This is a genomic window from Euzebya sp. (assembly GCF_964222135.1).
In the GTDB taxonomy this organism is placed as follows: domain Bacteria; phylum Actinomycetota; class Nitriliruptoria; order Euzebyales; family Euzebyaceae; genus Euzebya.
In genome coordinates, this window is the sequence record NZ_CAXQBR010000003.1 from 158,320 (window position 1) to 178,474 (window position 20,155).

At 74.2% G+C, this 20,155-nt stretch carries 17 protein-coding genes and 1 pseudogene; 10 read left to right on the top strand and 8 right to left on the bottom strand.

What is annotated here, in order from left to right; all coding sequences use genetic code 11:
• The first annotated feature begins 12 nt into the window (after nt 1–12).
• The gene (locus ACEQ2X_RS01530; protein ID WP_370323968.1) at nt 13–969 is read left to right on the top strand and encodes an ATP-binding cassette domain-containing protein; all 957 of its coding nucleotides are present in this window, start codon (nt 13–15) and stop codon (nt 967–969) included.
• Nucleotides 966–1,763 (top strand): ABC transporter permease, encoded by a 798-nt coding sequence (locus tag ACEQ2X_RS01535; RefSeq protein WP_370323969.1) that lies wholly within the window; start codon nt 966–968, stop codon nt 1,761–1,763. The genes ACEQ2X_RS01530 and ACEQ2X_RS01535 overlap by 4 nt, the downstream gene beginning before the upstream one ends.
• A 31-nt stretch (nt 1,764–1,794) precedes the next feature.
• Here the strand turns inward: ACEQ2X_RS01535 and ACEQ2X_RS01540 are convergent, their stop codons facing one another.
• The 3 genes from ACEQ2X_RS01540 to ACEQ2X_RS01550 all read right to left on the bottom strand — a co-directional run bounded on the left by ACEQ2X_RS01540 (nt 1,795) and on the right by ACEQ2X_RS01550 (nt 5,421).
• Nucleotides 1,795–2,685 (bottom strand): MaoC family dehydratase, encoded by an 891-nt coding sequence (locus ACEQ2X_RS01540; protein WP_370323970.1) that lies wholly within the window; start codon nt 2,683–2,685, stop codon nt 1,795–1,797.
• 2 nt (nt 2,686–2,687) lie between these two features.
• Nucleotides 2,688–4,037: a 3-oxoacyl-ACP reductase gene (locus tag ACEQ2X_RS01545; protein WP_370323971.1), complete on the bottom strand. Its 1,350-nt coding sequence runs from the start codon at nt 4,035–4,037 to the stop codon at nt 2,688–2,690.
• 79 nt (nt 4,038–4,116) lie between these two features.
• Nucleotides 4,117–5,421, bottom strand: a complete 1,305-nt coding sequence (locus tag ACEQ2X_RS01550) for an acetyl-CoA C-acetyltransferase (protein ID WP_370323972.1) — start codon at nt 5,419–5,421, stop codon at nt 4,117–4,119.
• Nucleotides 5,422–5,584: 163 nt separating this feature from the next.
• Between ACEQ2X_RS01550 and ACEQ2X_RS01555 the strand changes: the two genes are divergently transcribed.
• Both ACEQ2X_RS01555 and ACEQ2X_RS01560 read left to right on the top strand, forming a co-directional pair.
• Nucleotides 5,585–6,916, top strand: coding sequence for an acyl-CoA dehydrogenase family protein (locus ACEQ2X_RS01555; protein ID WP_370323973.1), 1,332 nt, complete (start codon nt 5,585–5,587; stop codon nt 6,914–6,916).
• Nucleotides 6,917–7,042: 126 nt separating this feature from the next.
• Nucleotides 7,043–8,248 carry an acyl-CoA dehydrogenase family protein gene (locus tag ACEQ2X_RS01560; protein WP_370323975.1) on the top strand — a complete coding sequence of 402 codons (1,206 nt, stop codon included), beginning with the start codon at nt 7,043–7,045 and terminating at the stop codon, nt 8,246–8,248.
• A 204-nt stretch (nt 8,249–8,452) separates the two neighbouring features.
• On the opposite strand, the gene ACEQ2X_RS01565 is transcribed toward ACEQ2X_RS01560, so the two are convergent.
• Complete coding sequence (locus tag ACEQ2X_RS01565) at nt 8,453–9,274, bottom strand: alpha/beta fold hydrolase (protein WP_370323976.1); 822 nt, start codon at nt 9,272–9,274, stop codon at nt 8,453–8,455.
• Nucleotides 9,275–9,391: 117 nt separating this feature from the next.
• Here ACEQ2X_RS01565 and ACEQ2X_RS01570 point away from each other — a divergent pair, with 117 nt between their 5' ends.
• The 3 genes from ACEQ2X_RS01570 to ACEQ2X_RS01580 all read left to right on the top strand — a co-directional run bounded on the left by ACEQ2X_RS01570 (nt 9,392) and on the right by ACEQ2X_RS01580 (nt 12,916).
• Nucleotides 9,392–10,324, top strand: a complete 933-nt coding sequence (locus tag ACEQ2X_RS01570; RefSeq protein ID WP_370324065.1) for a helix-turn-helix domain-containing protein — start codon at nt 9,392–9,394, stop codon at nt 10,322–10,324.
• Nucleotides 10,325–10,392: 68 nt separating this feature from the next.
• The gene (gene murA, locus ACEQ2X_RS01575; protein WP_370323978.1) at nt 10,393–11,694 is read left to right on the top strand and encodes a UDP-N-acetylglucosamine 1-carboxyvinyltransferase; all 1,302 of its coding nucleotides are present in this window, start codon (nt 10,393–10,395) and stop codon (nt 11,692–11,694) included.
• Nucleotides 11,695–11,740: 46 nt separating this feature from the next.
• Nucleotides 11,741–12,916 (top strand): acyl-CoA dehydrogenase family protein, encoded by a 1,176-nt coding sequence (locus tag ACEQ2X_RS01580; protein WP_370323979.1) that lies wholly within the window; start codon nt 11,741–11,743, stop codon nt 12,914–12,916.
• Between the two features lie 15 nt (nt 12,917–12,931).
• Here the strand turns inward: ACEQ2X_RS01580 and ACEQ2X_RS01585 are convergent, their stop codons facing one another.
• From ACEQ2X_RS01585 to ACEQ2X_RS01600, 4 genes are all read right to left on the bottom strand, one after another.
• On the bottom strand, nt 12,932–14,482 hold the full coding sequence (locus tag ACEQ2X_RS01585; protein WP_370323981.1) for a hypothetical protein: 1,551 nt from the start codon (nt 14,480–14,482) through the stop codon (nt 12,932–12,934).
• Nucleotides 14,482–15,141, bottom strand: coding sequence for an RNA polymerase sigma factor (locus tag ACEQ2X_RS01590; protein ID WP_370323982.1), 660 nt, complete (start codon nt 15,139–15,141; stop codon nt 14,482–14,484). Before ACEQ2X_RS01590 ends, ACEQ2X_RS01585 begins: the two co-directional genes overlap by 1 nt.
• 203 nt (nt 15,142–15,344) lie before the next feature.
• Nucleotides 15,345–16,664, bottom strand: a complete 1,320-nt coding sequence (gene murD, locus ACEQ2X_RS01595) for a UDP-N-acetylmuramoyl-L-alanine--D-glutamate ligase (RefSeq protein ID WP_370323984.1) — start codon at nt 16,662–16,664, stop codon at nt 15,345–15,347.
• Entirely contained in the window at nt 16,624–17,982 is a 1,359-nt protein-coding gene (locus tag ACEQ2X_RS01600; protein WP_370323985.1) for an endonuclease domain-containing protein, read from the bottom strand. The genes murD and ACEQ2X_RS01600 overlap by 41 nt, the downstream gene beginning before the upstream one ends.
• On the opposite strand from ACEQ2X_RS01600, the pseudogene ACEQ2X_RS01605 reads away from it, so the two are divergent.
• The 3 genes and pseudogenes from ACEQ2X_RS01605 to rdgB form a co-directional block, all read left to right on the top strand.
• A pseudogene (locus tag ACEQ2X_RS01605) lies at nt 17,945–18,679 on the top strand (MBL fold metallo-hydrolase); the annotation flags it as partial. The gene ACEQ2X_RS01600 and the pseudogene ACEQ2X_RS01605 overlap by 38 nt on opposite strands.
• 110 nt (nt 18,680–18,789) lie before the next feature.
• The gene (rph, locus tag ACEQ2X_RS01610; protein ID WP_370323986.1) at nt 18,790–19,536 is read left to right on the top strand and encodes a ribonuclease PH; all 747 of its coding nucleotides are present in this window, start codon (nt 18,790–18,792) and stop codon (nt 19,534–19,536) included.
• An 11-nt stretch (nt 19,537–19,547) separates the two neighbouring features.
• The gene (gene rdgB, locus ACEQ2X_RS01615; RefSeq protein ID WP_370324066.1) at nt 19,548–20,147 is read left to right on the top strand and encodes an RdgB/HAM1 family non-canonical purine NTP pyrophosphatase; all 600 of its coding nucleotides are present in this window, start codon (nt 19,548–19,550) and stop codon (nt 20,145–20,147) included.
• Nucleotides 20,148–20,155: the final 8 nt, after the last annotated feature.

Here is a 20,155-nt window from a genome sequence, read left to right on the forward strand (position 1 = left end):
TACACATAGTGTATGGCATACACAGTTGAGATCGAGGGCCTCCACAAGGCCTTCGGGGAGGTCCGCGTCCTCGAGGACGTGCACCTCGCCGTCCCCCGGGGTGGCGTGGTCGCCCTGCTCGGTCCGAACGGCGCGGGGAAGACCACGGCCGTCCGCATCCTCTCCACCCTCCTCGCGGCGGACCGCGGAAGGGTGGTGGTGGCCGGCCACGACGTGGCCGCCGACCCCTGGGCCGTCCGCGCCGCGATCAGCTTGACCGGCCAGTTCGCCGCCGTGGACGACGTGTTGACCGGGCGGGAGAACCTGCTCCTCGTCGCGCGCCTCCTGCGGCTCGGCCGGACCGCGGCCCGCCGCCGCGCGGAGGATCTGCTCGCCGCCTTCGACCTGTCCGGCGCCGCCGACCGGCGGGTCGCCACGTACTCCGGCGGGATGCGCCGCCGGCTCGACATCGCGCTCGGGCTGCTCGGCGACCCGCAGCTGCTGGTCCTCGACGAGCCGACGACCGGGCTGGACCCACGCAGCCGACGGGGGGTGTGGGCGTCGGTGACCGCGCTGCGCGACCGCGGCGTGACGGTCCTGCTGACGACCCAGTACCTCGAGGAGGCCGACGCGCTCGCGGACCGGATCACGGTCATCGACCGCGGCCACGTCGTCGCGGAGGGGACGCCGGCGGACCTGAAGGCCGGCGCCGGCGCCGAGACCGCCCGCCTCGAGCTCGCCGACCCGGCGGACGCCGCCACGGCCACCGGGGTGCTGGCCGCCCGAGGCGGGCACCCCGCCCGCTACGAGGAGGCGACGCAGGTCCTCGAGGTGGCGACCGACGGCACCGCCGAGGACCTCCGCGCGGTCCTCAACGCCCTCGCCGACGCCGGCATCCCCCTCCGCCGCGTCGACCTGCACCGCCCGACCCTCGACGACGTCTTCCTGTCCCTCACCGACACCGCCGCCCCCGTGGAGGTCGCGCCGTGACCACGCCGACCGCCCGGGCGCACCGCCCCTCGCCCGTCGACGCCGCGCGCGACGCCGCGACCTTCGTCGGGCGAGGCGTGCGGCACTCCCTCCGCAGCGTGGACGCCCTCCTCGTCGCGGTGATGCTGCCGGTCTGCATCCTCGTGCTGTTCGTCTACGTCTTCGGCGGGGCGATCCGGACCGACGGCGCCTACGTCGACTACGTCGTCCCGGGGATCGTCCTCCTGTGCGCCGCGTTCGGCTCTGCCGGGACCGCGGTCGGCGTCACCCAGGACCTGACCACCGGGATCATCGACCGGTTCCGCTCGATGCCCATCACCGCGTCGGCGGTCCTCGCCGGCCACGTCGTCGCGAGCGTCCTCCGGAACCTCGTGTCCACCGCCATCGTCGTCGCCGTCGCGCTGCTCATCGGGTTCCGACCCACCGCGGGCGTGGGCGCGTGGACCGCCGCGATCGGGTTGCTCGCCCTCTTCATGGCCGCCATCGCCACCCTCGCCGCGGCGTTCGGCCTGGTCGCCCGCGACCCGGAGGCGGCCAGCGCGTTCTCGTTCGCGGCGATGTTCCTGCCCTACGTCTCGAGCGCGTTCGTCCCGCCCGAGACCATGCCGGCCGCCCTGCAGGCCTTCGCCGAGCACCAACCGACCACGCCGATCATCGAGACGCTCCGGGCGCTGCTGCTCGGCACCGGCGTGGACGCCGGGACGGCCGTCATCGCCGTGGCGTGGTGCACCGGCCTCGGTGCGCTCGGCCTGCTCCTGTGCGTGGTCCTCTTCCGCCGGGCCACGACCCGCTGACCCGCTGACCCGCGGGCGCGCAGTCCGCGCGTCAGCCGGCGACGACCGCCCCGGCCAGGTGGGGCTTGCCGCCGGTGCCGCGAACGCCGAAGCGCCAGTCGTCTCCGCGGCGGGCGGTCGCGTACTCGACCCTCGACGGCAGCAGCAGGGGCAGCTTGAACGCGACGTCGATCGTGCAGGTCGACGGCAGCACGCCCTCGAGCGCCGCGAGGCAGCGGGCCTTGGTCCACATCCCGTGCGCGATCGCGCGCGGGAACCCGAACGCCTTGGCCGACAGCGCCGACAGGTGGATCGGGTTCCGGTCGCCCGAGACCGCGCCGTAGCGCCGCCCGATGTCGCGGGGGACGGACCAGCGCGCGGTCATCGGCAGGTCGCCGACGTCGATGTCGGCGGCGCCGCTGCGGTCGTCGGCCTGCTCGTCCCCGCCGGACCCCCGCTTGAGGTACGTGCTGATCGACCGCCACACCTCGTCACCGTCGACGGTGGCCACGACGACGTTGTCGAGCTGCTGCCCCTTGGGGTGGGGGCGCAGGTTCTCGACCGTCGCCGTCAGGTCCACGCCGGTACGCCGAGCCTCGTCGATCCCGACGGGGCGTGACTGGGTGATGGTGTTGCGGACGTGCACCATCCCCATCAGCCCGAAGGGGAAGTCCGGGCGGGTCATCAGCAGCACCGACAGGGGGAAGCCCAGCATGTGCAGGTACGTGGGCGGCAGCACCGGGCCCAGGCGGTACCCGCACACCTCGGCGTAGTCGGCGAGGTGGTCCACGTCGACCGTCGCGCCGCGCAGCACCGCGGTCGTCGCCGGCAGCTCACCCTCCCCCGATGCGCCCAGGCCGGGGATCGCACCCCTCGCGGCCTTCGCCAGCATCGGGGTCAGTGACGGCGCCTCGTCCAGCTCGATCGTGGTGGGGGTGGCCATGCTCAGGCCCCCAGCAGGTTCTGGCCGCAGACGCGCAGGGTCGTGCCGTTCACCCACGTCGCATCCGAGCCCGCGAAGAACCCGATCGCCTCGGCCACGTCGACCGGTTGGCCGCCCTGGGACAGGCTGTTCAGCCGTCGACCGATCTCACGGGTCGCCATCGGCATCGCGTCGGTCATGTCCGTCTCGATGAAGCCGGGGGCGACGGCGTTGATCGTGCCGCCGGACTCGGCCAGCCGTGGGGCCAGCGCGGCGACGTGGCCGATGACCCCCGCCTTCGAGGCGGCGTAGTTGGTCTGCCCGCGGTTGCCGGCGATGCCGGACATCGAGGACACGCAGACGATCCGGGCACCGGGCCGCAGGACGTCGGAGGCGAGGAGCGCGGCGTCGAGCGCCTCCATCGCGGTGAGGTTGACCGCGATGACCTGGTCCCAGCGCCGCTCGTCCATGCCGGCCACCGTCTTGTCGCGAGTGATCCCGGCGTTGTTGACCATGATGTCCAGGCCGCCGTGACGGCTCCGGACGTGGTCGATCAGCTCCTGGCCGGCGTCGTCGTCGGTGATGTCGAGCTGCAGCGCTGACCCGCCGATGCCGTTCGCGACCGCGGCCAGGGCGTCACCTGCCGACGGGAGGTCCAGGCAGACCACGTGCGCCCCGTCCCGCGCCAGCGTGCGGGCGATCGCGGCGCCGATGCCGCGGGCGGCACCCGTGACGACCGCGACCTTCCCGTCGAGGGGGCGGTTCGCGTCCGCCGGCACGACCGGCGGGTGGTCGGTCGAGGGCCCGACGGTGATCCGCTGGCCGGACACGTACGCGGATCGGCCGCTCAGCAGGAACCGGAGGGGCCCGCCGACGCCGGCGTCCGCGCCGGGCACGACCTCGACGAGGTTGGCCGTGCCGCCGGCGCGGAGCTCCTTCGCGATCGACCGGACGAAGCCCTCCAGGCTGCGCTGCGCCGCGTGCTCGGCCGGGTCGCCGGTCGCGTCCGGCACCGTGCCGAGGACGACGACCCGGGCCGAGGGTCCCAGCCGCCGGATGGTGGTGTGGAAGAAGCCGTGCAAGGCGTCGAGGTCGGCGGACCGGGTGATGTGCGTGGCGTCGAAGACGAGCGCCGCGTACCGCGGGGTCTGCTCGGCGTCGGCAGGGGTCCGGTGGACCTCGACCCCGGCCGCGTCGAGCAGCTTCGCGACGGTGTCGGCCAGGCGGCCGTCGCCGCCCAGCAGCAGCGGGCCGTCGAGCAGCGGCTGGCCGGGCTCGTACCGGCGCAGCGCCGCCGGCTTGGGCAGGCCGAGGGCGCCGGCGATCCGCTCACCGACCTGGGAGTTGACGAACTGGGTGTACAGGTCTGCCATCAGAGGGTGCTCCTCGTCGTGCGGTGTGTCGGGAGACCAGTCACGAGGACGGGTCTCCCGACACAGGGGGTGTGTGCGACTACTTCTCGATGATCGCGACCAAGCCGTTCCCGCCCGCCGCGCAGATGCTGATCAGCGCCCGTCCGCCGTGCGCCCAGTCGTCGCGCTCGCTGAGCAGCTTGGCTGCCGTCGCGACGATGCGGGCGCCGGTCGCGGCGAAGGGGTGGCCGGTCGCGAGGGACGATCCGGCGACGTTCACCTTGGCCATGTCGACGGATCCGAGGGTGTCGTCCAGGCCCAGGCGCTGGGTGCAGAACTCCTTGTCCTGCCACGCCGCGAACGTGGTCAGCACGGTCGAGGCGAAGGCCTCGTGGATCTCGTAGAGGTCGAAGTCCTGCAGGGACAGGCCGTTGCGCGCCAGCAACCGGGGGACGGCGTAGGCCGGCGCCATCAGCAGGCCCTCGTGGCCGTGCACGTAGTCGACCGCGTCGGACTCCGCGTCCACGAACCGGGCGAGGACCGGCAGGTCGCGCTCCCGGGCCCAGTCCTCCGTCGACAGCAGCACCGCGGCGGCGCCGTCGGTGAGCGGCGTCGAGTTCGCCGCGGTCATCGTCCCGGTCTCCGGGTCGCCGAACACGGGCTTCAGCGTCGACAGCTTCTCGATCGACGAGTCCGGCCGCAGGTTGTTGTCCCGGTCGAGGCCCAGGTAGGGCGTGATCAGGTCGTCGAAGAACCCGCGCTCGTAGGCGGCGGCGAGGTTGCGGTGGCTCGCGACGGCGATCTCGTCCTGCGCCTCGCGGGAGATGTCCCACGCCGCGGTGGTCAGCGCCTGGTGCTCACCCATCGACATGCCGGTGCGGGTCTCGGAGTTCTGCGGGATCTCCGGCACCAGGTGGTCGGGGCGGAGCTGGCCGAGCAGCTTCACGTAGTCCATCGGGCCCTTGGCGCGGTTGGCCTCCATCAGGACCTTGCGCAGCCCCTCGTTGACGGCGATCGGGGCGTCGGAGGTGGTGTCCACGCCGCAGCCGATCCCCGCGTCGATCTGGCCGAGCCGGATCTTGTTGGCCACGGCGATCGTCGCCTCGAGGGAGGTGTCGCAGGCCTTCTGGACGTCGAAGGCGGGCGTCTCGGGCGAGAGGGCGGTGCCGAGCACGCTGTCGCGGACCAGGTTGAAGTCGCGGGAGTGCTTCAGCACCGCGCCGCCGACGACCTCGCCCAGGCGCTGGCCGGCCAGGCCGAACCGGGCGACCAGGCCGTCGATCGCGGTGGTCAGCATGTCGGCGTTCGTGGCCTTCGCGTACGCCGTGTTCGACCGGGCGAACGGGATGCGGTTGCCGCCGACGATGACGGCCTGGCGAGGTGCGGGGGAGGGGGTGGGGCTCACGGCGTTCTCCTTGGGTTCTCGGATGAGGGGTGGTCCGGTGGGTCGCGCGCTCCGCGGGCGCACTTGACGATGGCAGGACCGTGTGCTGTAACCTATGGTAACGCCTACCGCTGGTAACACCGATGGCCGAACGGACCTGCCACCAGCCTTTCCCAGCCGGAGGATGCGACACATGTCATTAGCAGCAGACGGAATGGGCCTCGCCCTGGGCGGCCTCCGACGCCTGGCGGGCCTCGAGGTCCTCGACCGCCTCGGCGTGCGCGAGCGCGTGGAGGGGTGGGTGCAGGCCGGCTCCCGCGGCGGGTTCACCGCCCTGACCGCCACGGGCCGGCAGTTCGCCCGTGCGTCGCAGGCCGTGCGGGGGGCGCCGGCCCGGCAGACGCCGCGGCGCGGGTCGGACCTGTTCGACCTCACGCCGGACGATGAGCAGCAGATGCTGGTCGAGACCTTCGCCGACTTCGCCGGGACCCACCTGCGGCCGATGGCCCGGGAGGCGGACGAGGCGCAGTCGACCCCCGACAAGTTCGCGGCCATGGCGACCGAGATCGGCGCGATGGTCCTCGGCATCCCCTCCGACGTCGGCGGCGTCGTCGACGAGCGGTCGGCGGTCACCGGGGTCCTCGCACTGGAGGCGCTCGCCCACGGCGACATGGGACTCGCCGCCGGGATCATGGCACCCGCGGCCGTGGCCTCGGTCCTGAGCCTCCACGGGGACGCCGACCAGCAGGCCGCCTACCTGCCGCCTTTCGCCGGAGACGACCCGCCGACGGCTGCCCTGGCGATCGCCGAGCCGCGTCCGCTGTTCGACCCGCTGGCCCTGCGCACCACCGCCCGACGGGTCGGTGACGATCTCGTCATCGACGGCGTCAAGGCGCTGGTCCCCCACGCCACCGCCCTCGAGTTGGTCTGCGCGGCGGTGCAGGTGGAGGGGGAGGGACCGGCCCTGGTGCTCATCGAGGCCGGGGCGGAGGGTCTGTCCGCACGGGCGGAGCCCACCATGGGCGTCCGCGCGGCCGCCACCGGGGAGCTCGCGATGACCGGCGTGCGGGTCCCGCGCTCGGCGGTGATCGGCGACGGCGACCCGACCGTCTACCGCGATGTCGTCGCGCGCTCACGGATCGCCTGGGCCGCGGCCGCCACCGGCACCGCGCAGGCGGTCCTCGACCACGTGATCCCGTACGTCAAGGAGCGGACCGCCTTCGGCGAGCCGATCGCCCACCGCCAGGCCGTCGCGTTCATGATCTCGAACATCGCCATCGAGCTCGAGGGGCTCCGCCTGGCCACCTATCGGGCGGCCAGCCTGGCCGACCAGGGCAAGCCGTTCGGCGCCGCCGCCGCGGTGGCCCGACAACTGGCGACCGAGAAGGGGATGCAGATCGGCTCCGACGGCGTCCAGCTGCTGGGCGGCCACGGCTACGTGAAGGAGCACCCGGTGGAGCGCTGGTACCGCGACCTGCGCGCCGCCGGCCTGGTCGACGGGGGCCTGCTCGTGTGATCCCGGAATGACCGCCGCGCCGAGCCTGCGAGGCGTGGCCCGCCAGACCGCGCGACGCGCCTGGTCTGGCGGAACAGTGGACAGCGTGCCGCAGGCGCACCCCGCCCTCCGTCCGAAGGACCGAGAATGATCAACCTCGAGATCCCGAAGAAGTTCACGCCCGTGATCGAGCAGGCCCAGGCGGTCGCCGAGCACGTGCTCCGGCCCATCAGCCGGCGCTACGACCGCGACGAGCACACCTACGCGAAGGAGCTCGACATGCTCGCCGCCGCCATGGCGGGCATGGAGGAGGCAGGTTCGCTGTCGGGCACCGGCGCCACCGGCGTGAAGCGCGTGCAGACCACGGACGGGAACCGCAACGGCTCGAACATGTCGACGGCCCTCTCGATCGCCGAGGCCGCCAAGGGCGACCTGGGGCTGATGCTGACCATCCCGAACCAGGGGCTCGGCAACTCCGCGATCGCGAGCGTCGCCGACGACGAGCAGGCCGAGCGGTTCAAGGGCAAGTGGGCCGCGATGGCGATCACCGAGCCCGACGCCGGGTCCGACTCCTCCGCCATCCGCACCACCGCCGTCCGCGACGGTGACCACTACGTGCTGAACGGCAACAAGATCTACATCACCGCCGGGGAGCGGGCGGACCTGCTCGTGGTGTGGGCGACGCTCGACCCGTCCAAGGGGAAGGCGGCGATCAAGAGCTTCGTGGTCGAGAAGGGCACCCCCGGGCTCGAGTTCGTCCGCAGCGAGGACAAGCTCGGCATCCGCGCCTCCGACACCGCCGAGTTCATCCTGACCGACTGCCGCGTGCCCGCGGAGAACCTGCTGGGCAGCCCGGAGATCTCGACCGAGACCGGGTTCGCGGGGGCGATGCAGACCTTCGACAACACCCGTCCGCTGGTCGCGGCGATGGCCCTCGGCGTCGCCGCGGCCTGCCTGGAGCGGACCCGCGAGCTGCTCGCGGAGGCGGGCGTCGAGGTCGACCACGACCGGCCGGGTCACGCCCAGCACGCCGCCGCGGCGGCCCTGCTGGCGATGGAGGCCGACTACGAGGCCGCGCGGCTGCTCACGCTGAAGGCGACGTGGATGGCGGACAACGCGAAGCCGAACAGCCTGGAGGCCAGCTACGCGAAGGCGAAGGCCGGCCGGACGTGCGTCGACGTCGCGCTGCGCTGCGTGCAGCTGTGCGGTCCGGTGGGCTACGGCGAGACCGAGCTGCTCGAGAAGTGGGCGCGGGACGCGAAGATTCTCGACATCTTCGAGGGCACCCAGCAGATCCAGCTGCTGATCATCGCCCGACGGCTCCTCGGGCTGACGAGCGCGGAGCTGCGCTGACCGGCCGCCGGTTGCGGCCTGTCACCTTCGTCGCGTCCTGCGAAACGAATCTGACAGACCTCCGGCGGTGCGGGCGAGACCCCGACTCGGTCTGTCGCCTTCGTTCCGTCCTGCGCAACGAACCTGACAGACCTCCAGTGGGGGCTGGCGCCGCTACACCCCGCACACCCCTGTTCGACGACCGTCAGCTCCGGACGCGGCCGGTCAGCCCAGCCGAGCGGTGAACCCCTCCACCGCGTCGGCGAAGGCGTCGGGCTGCTCCCAGAACAGCGCGTGGCCCGCGTCGGGGATGACCTGCGACGTCGCGTCGGGGAGCTCCTCGGCCCACCACGATCCCGGGTTCGAGGGGTACACGGCGCTCTCCGCCCCGGTGAGGACGAGCGTCGGCACGGCGATCTCCGTCGCCCGCCCGCGGAGGTCCTGGGCGCCCATGGACGCGAGGTAGCTCACGACCGCCTCGGTCGGGCACCGCCCGTGGTCGGTCCCGAAGTGCCCCGCGGTCTCCTCGTCCGGTGGGCTGGCGAAGAACGACGGGAGCAGCTCGCCGCCGGTGGCCTCGCGATCGCGCTGGAACCCGTCGGCGATGCCGAAGGCCGCCTCGGCGGTCAGACCGCCGAAGGCCGCGTGCGGCCACCCGTCCTCCGCGAGGACGCGCGGGGTCATGTCGATGAGGACCAGCCCCGCCAGCGCCCCGGGGTGGGACAGGCCGGGGTGGGACAGTGCGGTGTGGACCGCGACCTGGGCGCCCATGGACCAGCCGACCAGCACGGCCCCGTCGAGGTCGAGCTCGGACAGGAGCGCCGCGACGTCGGCGGCCGCGGTCGGGATGTCCCAGCCGTGGCCGACGCCCGCGGAGCCGCCGTGGCCGCGGAGATCCACCGTGACGACCCGGTGCCCGGCCGCGAGGCGCTCGACGTTGCGGTCGAAGACCGATGCGCCGAAGGTCCACCCGGAGATCATCACCAGCGGCCTCCCCGACCCCTGGTCGGTGACGTGCAGGTCCACCCCTCGGCTGCTCAGCTCCACGACGCATCCTCCTCGACGACTCCTGTCCCGGGACCGTAGTGCCCGAGGAGCCGCCGGCCTTGTCCCCCCGCGCACCGCGCTTGACTGCCCGCGCACGGGAGGTGGACACTCCCCGCCCTGCAGACCGCACGAGCTGACACGACGGCGGGGTGGGCGGAGGTCCTCGAGCGCCTCTGCTTCCCGCTGAGCGTGGCGCGGCTGGGTGACCAGCCCTTCCACGCATCCGTGCGGTGGGAGACGTTCGGGCCCCTCCGCGCGTACCGGGTCGAGAGCGGACCGCTCGTGTACGTGCGGGAGGCGGCGCACGTCCGGCGGGCGGCCGACCGCTTCTTCGTGCTGCCGATGCCGCAGCGGGCGGAGATCGTCCGCGAGCAGGGCGGGGTCGCGGTCGTGGCCGGACCCGGACAGGCCACACTCGGGGACTCCGCGGCGACGTACCGCTACACCCAGCTCGGCGGCGGGGAGGTCTGGAGCCTCCGGATCGATGGCGCCGCCCTGTCGAGTCGCCTCCGGACCGCCGACGCCCGCGGGTGGCCGGCCCTCGACCTGCGGCGTGGCGCCGGCCGGCTGGCACTCGACCTCCTCGGTGCGGGCTGGCGGCGCGCGGCGTGCGGCGAGGCGGGCGAGGCGCTGCGCGAGCAGGTGGGCGCGATGGTCGTCGACCTTCTCGCCACGGCGCTCGACGGCGGGAGGCCCGAACCCGACACCGCCGCCGGTCGCGCCGGTCTGCGGGCACGCGCGACCCGCGTGATCCAGGCCGAGCTGGGCGATCCCGACCTGTCCCCGGCGCGGGTCGCAGCGGCCATCGGCGTGTCACGTCGCTACCTGGACGTCCTGTTCGCCGACGCCGGGACGTCGGTGATGCGCTACGTGCGCGAGCAGCGGCTCGAGCGCTGCCACCGGACCCTGGCGGCGGACGGCACCTGCGGCGTCGCCGCCGTGGCGCACCGCCACGGCTTCCGCGATGCGGCCCACTTCTCCCGCGCCTTCCGGGCGCGCTACGGCGTCGCGCCGCGCGACGTGCGCGGCACGGCGGCGGGGACGGGCTGATCCGCACGTACCCGTCCGGTCAGCGAGGTTCCGCTGACCGGACCTCGGCAGCGCCTACCCTCGACCGCATGAGCGATACCTGGGAGGTCGAGCCCTCCGGTCCGCTGACCGGCGACGTGGAGGTCGCCGGGTCGAAGAACGCCGTCACCAAGCACATGGTCGCGGCGCTGCTGGCCAACACCCCGTCGACCATCGCCAACGTCCCCGACGTGGGGGACGTGGCGATCACCACGTCGATCCTGCGCTCCCTCGGCGTCGGCGTCGAGCGGGACGGCAGCACGATCACCGTCGACGCGGGTGGTCCGATCGCCTCGGAGGTGCCCGTCGAGTACACCGGCCTCAACCGGATCTCGATCCTGATGCTCGGTCCGCTGCTGTACCGCAGCGGCGAGGCGTTCGTGCCCCTCCCCGGCGGCGACAAGATCGGACGACGGCCGATCGACTTCCACGTCTCGGCCCTTCGGGCCTTCGGGGCGGAGGTCATCGAGACCGACGCCGGCGTCACCGCGCGCGCCAACCCCCTGGTGGGGGCGCGCATCGACCTGCCGTACCCCTCGGTCATGGCGACCGAGGCGGTGCTGATCACCGGCGCGCTCGCCGAGGGCCGGACCGTGCTGACCGGCGCGGCCACCGAGCCGGAGGTGCTGGAACTCGCCCTCTTCCTCCAGCGGATGGGCGCCCGGATCCAGCGCCAGCCGGGACGGCGGTTCGTCATCGACGGGGTGGAGCGGACCCGCGGGGCGGAGACGACGCTGGCGGGGGACCGGCTCGAGGCGTTCAGCTACCTCGTCGCCGGCCTGATCTCCGGCGGGCAGGTCCGGGTCAAGGGCTGCCCGCAGTCGGCCCTGACGACCGCCCTGACGACGCTGCAGGCGATGGGCGCGGACATCCGCATCACCGACGAGTACGTCGCCGCCCAACAGCACCTGCCGCTCCGGGCCGTCGCGCTCCACACCGACACCCACCCCGGGTTCGCGACGGACTGGCAGTCCCCGCTGCTGGTGCTGATGACCCAGGCGGAGGGGATGAGCGTCCTGCACGAGACCGTGTTCGAGGACCGGGTCCGCTACCCCGCCGGCGTCATCCGCGCGATGGGTGGCGAGATCGAGCTGTTCGACACCTGCCTGGGCGGGCCGCACTGCCGCTTCGCGGACCGCAACGCCAAGCACTCCGCGGTGGTCAGGGGCGTGTCGAAGCTGGTCGGGGCCGACGTCGAGATCCCCGACGTGCGGGCCGGGTTCTCCGGCGTGATCGCCTCCGCGGTGGCCGACGGCACCTCCCACATCAGCGGCGTCCGCCACCTCGAGCGCGGCTACGACCAGCCCTTCGAGCGGCTCACCGACCTCGGCCTGACCCTCCGCCGGGTCTAGCGGCGGCGGCGCGTCGCCGCGCGGGCGGCGGGGAAGGGCCCGGCCCATGCGCGATGACTGGTTCGACGTCGAGGGGCTGCTCGGCGAGGAGGAGCGGGCCCTGCGCGACCGGGTCCGCACGTGGTGCGAGGACGAGGTCCTCGGTGTCATCGGGGACATCTGGGAGGCGGGGGAGTTCCCCGTCGACCTGTTCCGCGGCATGGCCGACCTCGGGATCGTCGGCGGGACGATCGAGGGGCACGGCTGCCCGGGCCTGTCGCCGCTCGCCGCCGGGGTCGTCAGCGCCGAGCTGGCCCGCTGCGACGGCAGCCTGGTCACCTTCTACGGAGTCCAGTCCTCCCTGGCCATGCGATCGATCGCCTACCTCGGCTCGACCGAGCAGCGCGACCGCTGGCTGCCGGCGATGGCCCGCCTGGAGCGCCTCGGCTGCTTCGCCCTCACCGAACCCGACCACGGCTCGGACATCGTGTCGATGGCCACGACGGCGCGGCGTGACGGCGACCACTGGGTCCTCGACGGCGCGAAGCGCTGGATCGGCAACGGCACCGTCGCCGACGTCGCGGTCGTCTGGGCGCGGGAAGACGACGGGGAGGTCGGCGGGTTCGTCGTCGACGTCGATCGGGCAGAGCGGGGCCCGGACGGTGGCGTGGCGGGCTGGTCGGCGGAGCGGATCACCGGCAAGGTCGGCAACCGGGCGGTGTGGCAGGGCCACATCACCCTCGACGGCGTCCGCATCCCCGCCGAGGACCGTCTGGTCGACGCGCGGACGTTCGCCGACACCTCCCGCGTGCTGACCGCCAGCCGGGCCGGGGTGGCCTGGGAGGCGCTCGGCCACGCCGAGGCCGCCTACGACCTGGCAGCCGCGTACGCCACCGACCGCGAGCAGTTCGGCGAGCCGATCGGGTCGTTCCAGCTGGTCCAGAACCGACTGGCGGGCATGCTCGCCGAGCTCACGTCCCTGCGGCTGCTGTGCGTGCGGTTGGCGCAGCTCGACGAGGTCGACCTGCCGACCGCCGCGCTCGCGAAGATGCAGGCGGCCAGGGTCGCCAGGTCCCTGCTGGCTGACGCCCGGTCGCTGCTCGGCGGCAACGGCATCCTGCTCGACCACCACGTCGTCCGCCACCACGCGGACATCGAGGCGGTGTTCACCTACGAGGGCACCGACGACGTGCAGAGCCTGATCGTCGGGCGCGGCATCACCGGCATCTCCGCCTTCACCTGACCGCCGGGAGGTCCGTCAGCCGTCGAGGGTCGTCGACAGGATCACGGCGCAGTCGGCGCTGCGGGTGACGACGACCGATGCCCGACCGCTGGTCACGACCAGGTGGGCGATCGCCGGCTCCCCGCCGACGACGGCGGACTCGACGACCGCCACGATCACGTCGGCGGAGGTGCGGACGGCGCCGAGGCACGCCGCAGGACGGGTCCCCGAGGCGAACGGCGGGGCCTGGGCGGTCTCGGCGGCGTGCTGGTCGGCCCTGGCGGCGGCCTCGGCCCCGCGGAGGTCGCGCAGGGGCGGGACCTCCGGACGGCCGGCGAAGTGCCGGCGCGCGGCGGCGTCGCCATCGAGCACCACCCCGCTGTCCCGGACGGTCACCGACGTCGCCCGTGGCGCGTCGCCTGTGTCCTCGTCGCCCGAGCCCTCGTCGCCCGAGCCCTCGTCGCCCGAGTCCTCGTCGCCCGAGTCCTCGTCGAGGCCGTCCCCACCACCCGCGCCGCCTCCCGACGGCGGCGGCGCAGCGCCGGGCTCCTCAGGACCGCCGCCCACGCCGGGGCTGGGCTCGGGAGCGTCCTCCTCGCCGCCCTCGTCTTCGGCACCGGGGCCCGCCTCGGGAGGTGCCGAGGGGCCGCCGACGGCGGGCTGCTCGTCGTCCGGGCGGGGGAGGGGTGCCGGAGGCGGTGCGACCGGCTCATCGCCGCCCTGCGGGTCCTCGGCGTCGTCGGTGGCCTCGCCCTGTCCCCCGGCGGCTGGGCCGTCGCCGCCTGGTGCGCCGGAGGGCCCGCCGCCGCCCGTGCCCGAGCCCCCGCCCGGGCCGCCACCGCCGCCGGACCCGCCCGAGCCACCCCCCGGGCCGCCACCACCCGTGCTCCCCGGCCCGCTCGTGGCGGGACCGGTCGCGCCGTCGCCGTCGAGCACCCCGGGGCCGGTCCCAGCTCCCCCCGTGGCGGGGCCCGGCGGCTCCTCGACCGTCCCGGAGGGGCTGTCCCCGTCCGGGTCCACCTCGTCGAGGTCGCCCCCATCCGCCCCGTCCCCATCCGCCCCGTCCCCATCCGCCCCGTCCTCATCCGCCCCGTCCTCCTCCGGGCCGCCCGCGACCTGATCGGCATCGGACTCCCGCCCGACCGTCGTCGGGGGGTCGGTCGGACCGAGCGGCCCACCGTCGCGGAAGGACTGCACCGCGACCGTCGAGCCCACGAGCACCAGCAGCACCGTCGCGAGCACCGGGGTCAGCCGGGGCGACCGGCGCGCCGACCCCGCCCCGCCCGGCCGACGGCCGTCGCGGCGACCTGCGGGGCGCTTGTGGCCGCCGGCCACCACATCGCCGGCGACCACACCGCCGGCGACCAGGTCCGCGACGACGGCGTCCAGTCGCGCCGCGAGACCTGCCTGCGGGGCGGGGGCGGCGGCCTCCGCCAGGCGCCCGAGGGCCTCGGCGAGCCGATCGGCTCGGGCGGCGACGTCCGGGTCGGCGGCCACCTGCGCGGCGACCGCGGCGTCCTCGGCGGCGTCGAGGTCCCCGGCGAGCCAGGCGGCCAGCAGGTCATCGGAGGGGGGGGGGGTCGTCATCAGGGGTCGTGGGGGATGGGTGGACGGCCCGGCGGGTCACCGGGTGCGGGGGCGAGCCCGCCGCGGTCCTGCTGGGTTGGAAGTACGGGAGGGCGTGCGTGTTCCCCGTCGTCGGTGGCCAGCAGCCCGGCCAGCTGGGCGGTGGCCCGGTGGATGCGCGACTTGACGGTCCCCATCGCCACCCCAGTCCGCTCGGCGATCTCGGCGTACGGCACGCCCCGCAGGACGTGGAGCTCGATGACCTCCCGGTGCTCGGGTCGCAGGCGGGCCAGGGCGCGATCGAGGTCGATGTCGAGCTCCGCGCCACCGATCTCGTCGACGGACGTCGCGCCGACCTGGTCGACGTCCACCCCGGCGGACTGGGGTCGGCGGACCCGCCTGCGCCGCAGGTCGTGGCAGGTGTTCGTCGCCACCCGGTACATCCAGGTCGAGAACCGCGCCGTCCCCTGGAAGGACGACGCCCCCCGGTACAGCGCGACGAAGGCCTCCTGCGTGGCGTCCTCGGCGTCAGCGTCGTCGCGGAAGAACCGCCAGCAGATCGCGTACACGCGGTCGCGGTGGCGGGCCACGAGCGCGCCGAACGCGTCCGCGTCGCCCGCGACGAAGCGGGCCAGCAGCTCCTCGTCGGCCGGCTCGTCCGGCAGCGGTCCGTCGGCCACGGCGTCACACGCTATGGGATCCCACCACCTCCCCCGCGCACGGATCGACCACTGGCGCGATCCGGCGGGAGCTCCGCGCGGGTCAATCCGTGCGCGCCCGTCGCCATGACCTCGGACGATCACCCCGCGCCGACGCCGTTCACCCTCCGTGCTGGTCGATCCGTGCGCGGGAGGGGTGGGACCAGCCCGCTCCGCCCGCCCCGCTACTCCGCTGCGCAGTCCCGCATCGCCGCCGCGAAGACCTCGGCGCGGTGCCGGTAGTCGCGGAAGTGGTCGAAGCTGGCCGCCGCGGGGGAGAGGAGGACGACCCCGCCGTCGCGCCCCCGCGCCCAGTCGAAGCCGGCCGCGACGGCCTCGGACAGGTCCGCGCAGCGGCGGACCTCCACCTGGCCGGCCCCCTCCGGCAGCGCTGCGATCTCGTCGGCGATGCGCGCGCCGGTGGTCGGGATGGCCAGGACCAACGTCGGGGCGTCCCGTGCGGCGAGGTGGCTGGCCAAGGGCGCGTACTCGATCCCGCGGTCGAACCCGCCGGCGATCAGCGCTGTCGGGCGCGATCCCATCGCGTCCACCGCCGCGGCCGTCGGCAGGACGTTCGTCGACAGCGAGTCGTCGATGAACTCGACCCCGTCGACGGTGCCGATCGGGCGCAGCCGGCTCTCGAGGGGGGCGAAGTCGCGGGCGGCGGCGACCAGGTCCGCCTCGTCGGCGCGGACGCCGAGCTCCTCCAGGCACACCCCGGCGATCAGCGCGTTGACGACGTTGTGCCGTCCGACCACGCCCAGCTCGCGGACCCACTCCGGGACCGCATCGTCCGCGCGGACCCAGCGGACCTGCGGGCCGAGCAGGTGCGCGCGCTCGGCCAGGGCGGGGTCGTGCCCGTTCGCGACCGTGACGCGCGCGCCGGGCTGGCTGGCCAGCCGGAGCTTGTCGGCGTAGTAGGTCTCGACGTCGCCGTCGTGCCACGTCAGGTGGTCCGGCGACAGCGACGTGACCGCCACCACCCCGGGGGAGGTGCGGACGTCGGCGGCCTGGTAGCTCGACACCTCGACGACCCACAGGTCGGCGTCGTCCTCCTCGAGCCAGGGCGGCACGCCCAGGTTGCCGCCCACCACGACCCGGTGGCCGAGGCCGGCGAGCAGGTGGCCGAGGATCGACGTCGTCGTCGACTTGCCCTTGGACCCGGTGACGCACACGACCCGGTCCACCGGCGCCTGGGCCAGCCACAGCGCCAGACCGCCGGTGACCTCGACCCCGGCGGCGCGGAGGGACCGGACCCGCAGGTCGTACCGGCTGATCCCCGGCGAGGCGATGACCACGTCGCACCGCGCCAGGGCCTCGAGCCCCCCGCGGTCCGTGGCCAGCGCACCCTCGACCCCGGCGTCGTCGACGATCACCGGGACGATGCCGCGCCGCTCGAGCGCCCGGCGGTTGGCCTGCCCCTCGGCACCGAGGCCCCAGAGGCCGACGGCTGCCCCGGTCAGGTCAGACCAGGACGTCGGGTTCACCGAGTCCGAAGGGGGCATGGGACGGTCCCAGGGGCTCGAGGAGCCGGCGGACGTCGTCCGCCGACGGGCGTGCGGCCTCGCCGAGGTCGGCCACCAAGGCCCTCAGCACCGGCGTCTCCGCGCGGTCCTCCCGGTCGGCGGCGAGGAACGCGGCGGCGGCCGACTCGTCGACGTCGCCGACGCACTCCCACGGCTTGACGTCCCCGCCGACCCCGACGAGGGTCCGGAAGGTGTCGAGGAGGGTCAGGTCGGCCAGCGGCTCGGCCCCGCCGAAGACGTCCTCCAAGGCGGTGCGCGGCATCCACGGGCTCAGGATCAGGTCGATGAAGCAGCACTTGTCGCAGCGGCCGCACCACGTCGTCCAGCGCTGGGCCGGGTCGATGTGGAAGGCGCGGTTGCAGCTGCGGAAGGTCCCGTGGAAGCGGGTGAGGCGGCTGAACCGCCGGGCGATGCGCAGCTCGGAGTAGGGCCGGAGGAAGGAGTGGTACGCCGGCCCGCCCTCGACCGCCCGCCCGAGCACGCCGGCGAGGGCCTCCTCGAAGGCGAGGCTCTTCGAGAACTGGTGGTTCACCGTGCGGCCATCGACGACGAGGTTGCCCGCCGACGACGACCACTCGTTGCTCATCACCACCGAGTCGTGGCCGCCGAGCACCGCTGACAGGATCGCGATCGCCGAGATCACGCCGGTCACGGGCACGTGGCCGTTGCGGTAGCCGAGCTCACGGGACCGGAGGACCTTCGGGTCGAGGGTCCGGTGCGCCCGCCGGATCGGCAGGCCGGTGATCGCCGCGGCGTCCTCGATGGCCGCGAAGCGGTCACCCCGGCGGTCCACGACGAAGAGGGTGACGTCGGTGTCGCGCCCGGTGTGGGCGTCGACGGTGACGAGCGAGTCGATCCCTCCCCCGAAGGGGATGAGGGGTCGTCCGGGCGTCACCTCGGCCGTCACCGGCGGGCCGGCATCCGCACCGCCGACGATCTCGAGGCCCGACAGGTCGAGGTCGTTGCGGTAGGCGTACTCGCCGAGGCCGTCCAGGTAGAAGCTGCGCAGGAACGCGGTCTCGCCATCCCGCAGCGGGGTGTCACCGAGGTCGATCCGGCCGGGCGCAGCCGCCTTGTAGTAGGAGACGCCGGCCAGGAGGTACACCAACCGGGCCGCCTCGTGCGCCGCCGGCGTCCAGACCTGCCCGGCGCCGACGTCGATGACCTCCTCGAAGGTCACGGCGTCGTCCAGGGCGTAGGTGCAGCGGAGCTCCCCGCGGTCGGAGTCCACCTCGACGCCGGTGTAGCGGAAGGCCTCGATGGCTCCGGGGTCGAAGGGGGGGCCGGCGCTGCTCACGGGGGAGGAGCCTAATCAGCGTCCCGGATGGCCGCTGCGCTGTAGGGTGCGCGCGGTGACGACCAGGCTGACCGTCATCGGCAGCGCCGGCACCCACTCGTCCGCCGAGCGGGTCTGCTCGGGCTACCTGGTCAGCCACGACGGCACCGACGTGCTCCTCGACATGGGACCGGGGGTCCTGCACAACCTGTGCAAGGTGATCGACCTGGCCGCCCTGGACGCGATCCTGATCAGCCACATGCACCCCGACCACTTCCTGGACCTCTACGGGCTGCAGTACGCCCTGCGGTTCCACCCCGCCGGCCCCGGTCCGATCCCGGTCTACGGGCCGGCGGACATGTACCAGATGATCGCGTCGATCCTGCCGCAGGAGTCCATCGACAAGATGGCGAACCTCCTGCGCTTCGAGGTCGCGGCCCCCGGTCAGGTGCTGACGATCGGGACGCTCTCGATCGAGCTGTTCGAGATGAACCACCCGCTGCCGTGCCTCGGGTCGCGGACCACCGCCGGGGACCACGTGATCGCCTTCACCGGCGACACCGCGCCGACGCCGACCACCAGCCACCTGGCCCGCGACGCCGACCTGTTCCTGTGCGACGCGACCTGGCTCGAGTCCCAGCGCCCGATCCCCGCCGACGTGCACAACACGGGACTCGAGGCCGGCCAGGCCGCCGCCGCCGCCGGCGCGCGCCGGCTGGTGATCACCCACGTCTCGCCCTACAACGACCCGGTCGTCGTGGCCGCGGAGGCCGCGCAGGCCTACGACGGTGCGCTCATCGTCGCCCCCGACCTGATGGCGAGCGACCTTTGCCCTCAGACACCGCACCGTCCAGACCGGACGGGCGGGCCGCCGACGTGCTGCGCCCGCTCACCCTCGCCACCGGCACCCAGCGCTACGCCGAGGGGTCCGCCGAGATCGCGATGGGCGACACCCGCGTGCTGTGCGCCGCCAGCGTCACCGACGACGTGCCCCGCTGGCTGCGCGACTCCGGATCGGGGTGGATCACCGGCGAGTACTCGATGCTGCCCCGCGCCACCCGGGAGCGGACCGGGCGGGAGGCCGCCCGAGGACGCCAGAAGGGCCGGACCGTCGAGATCCAGCGGCTGATCGGGCGGTCCCTCAGGGCGGCCGTGGACCTGGACGCGCTGGGGCCGGTGTCCATCACCGTCGACTGCGACGTCCTGCAGGCCGACGGCGGCACCCGCACCGCGTCGATCACCGGCGGGTGGGTCGCCCTCGCCCTCGGCCTGCGACGCGCCGCGGCGGAGGGGATGATCGGCGCTGCGCCGGAGCTGACCCAGATCGCCGCGGTCAGCGTCGGCATCGTCGACGGGGAGCCGCGCCTGGACCTCGACTACGTCGAGGACGCCGGGGCGGAGACCGACATGAACGTCGTGATGGCCGGCGACGGGCGGTTGATCGAGGTCCAGGGCACCGCCGAGGCCGAGCCGTTCAGCCGCGCCGAGCTCGACGCGCTCCTCGACCTGGCGGCCGTCGGCTGCGAGCGGCTGTTCGCCGCCCAGCGCGAGGCCCTCGCCGCGGCGGGGTCGTGACCGCGGCCACGATCCGGGTCGTGCTGGCCACGCACAACGCCGGCAAGGTCGCCGAGCTGCGCGACATCCTCGACGGCCTCGACGTCGAGCTCCTCGGCGCCGACGACGTCGACCTGCCCGACGTGGAGGAGACCGGCGACACCTTCGCGGCCAACGCGCTGCTGAAGGCCCGCGCCGGCGTCGAGGCCACCGGGCTCCCCTGCGTCGCCGACGACTCCGGCTTGGCCGTCGACGCGCTCGACGGCGCCCCCGGCATCTTCAGCGCCCGCTGGGCGGCACGGCACGGTCGCGAGCCCTCCGACGCGGCGAACACCGCACTGCTCCTCGAGCAGCTCGTCGACGTGCCCCCGGCCGACCGGACGGCGCGGTTCGTGTGCGCGGCGGCCCTCGCCCTGCCCGACGGTCACCACCAGGTGGTCGAGGCGGCCCTCGAGGGCAGGGTCGTCGACGCGCCGCGCGGGGACGGCGGGTTCGGTTACGACCCGGTCTTCGTCCCGGTCGGCGAGGACCGCACGACCGCGGAGATGACCGCCGCGGAGAAGCACGCGATCAGCCACCGCGGCAAGGCGTTCAGGGCGCTGCGGCCGGTGATCGCCGAGCTCGTGGGCTGACCGGGGGC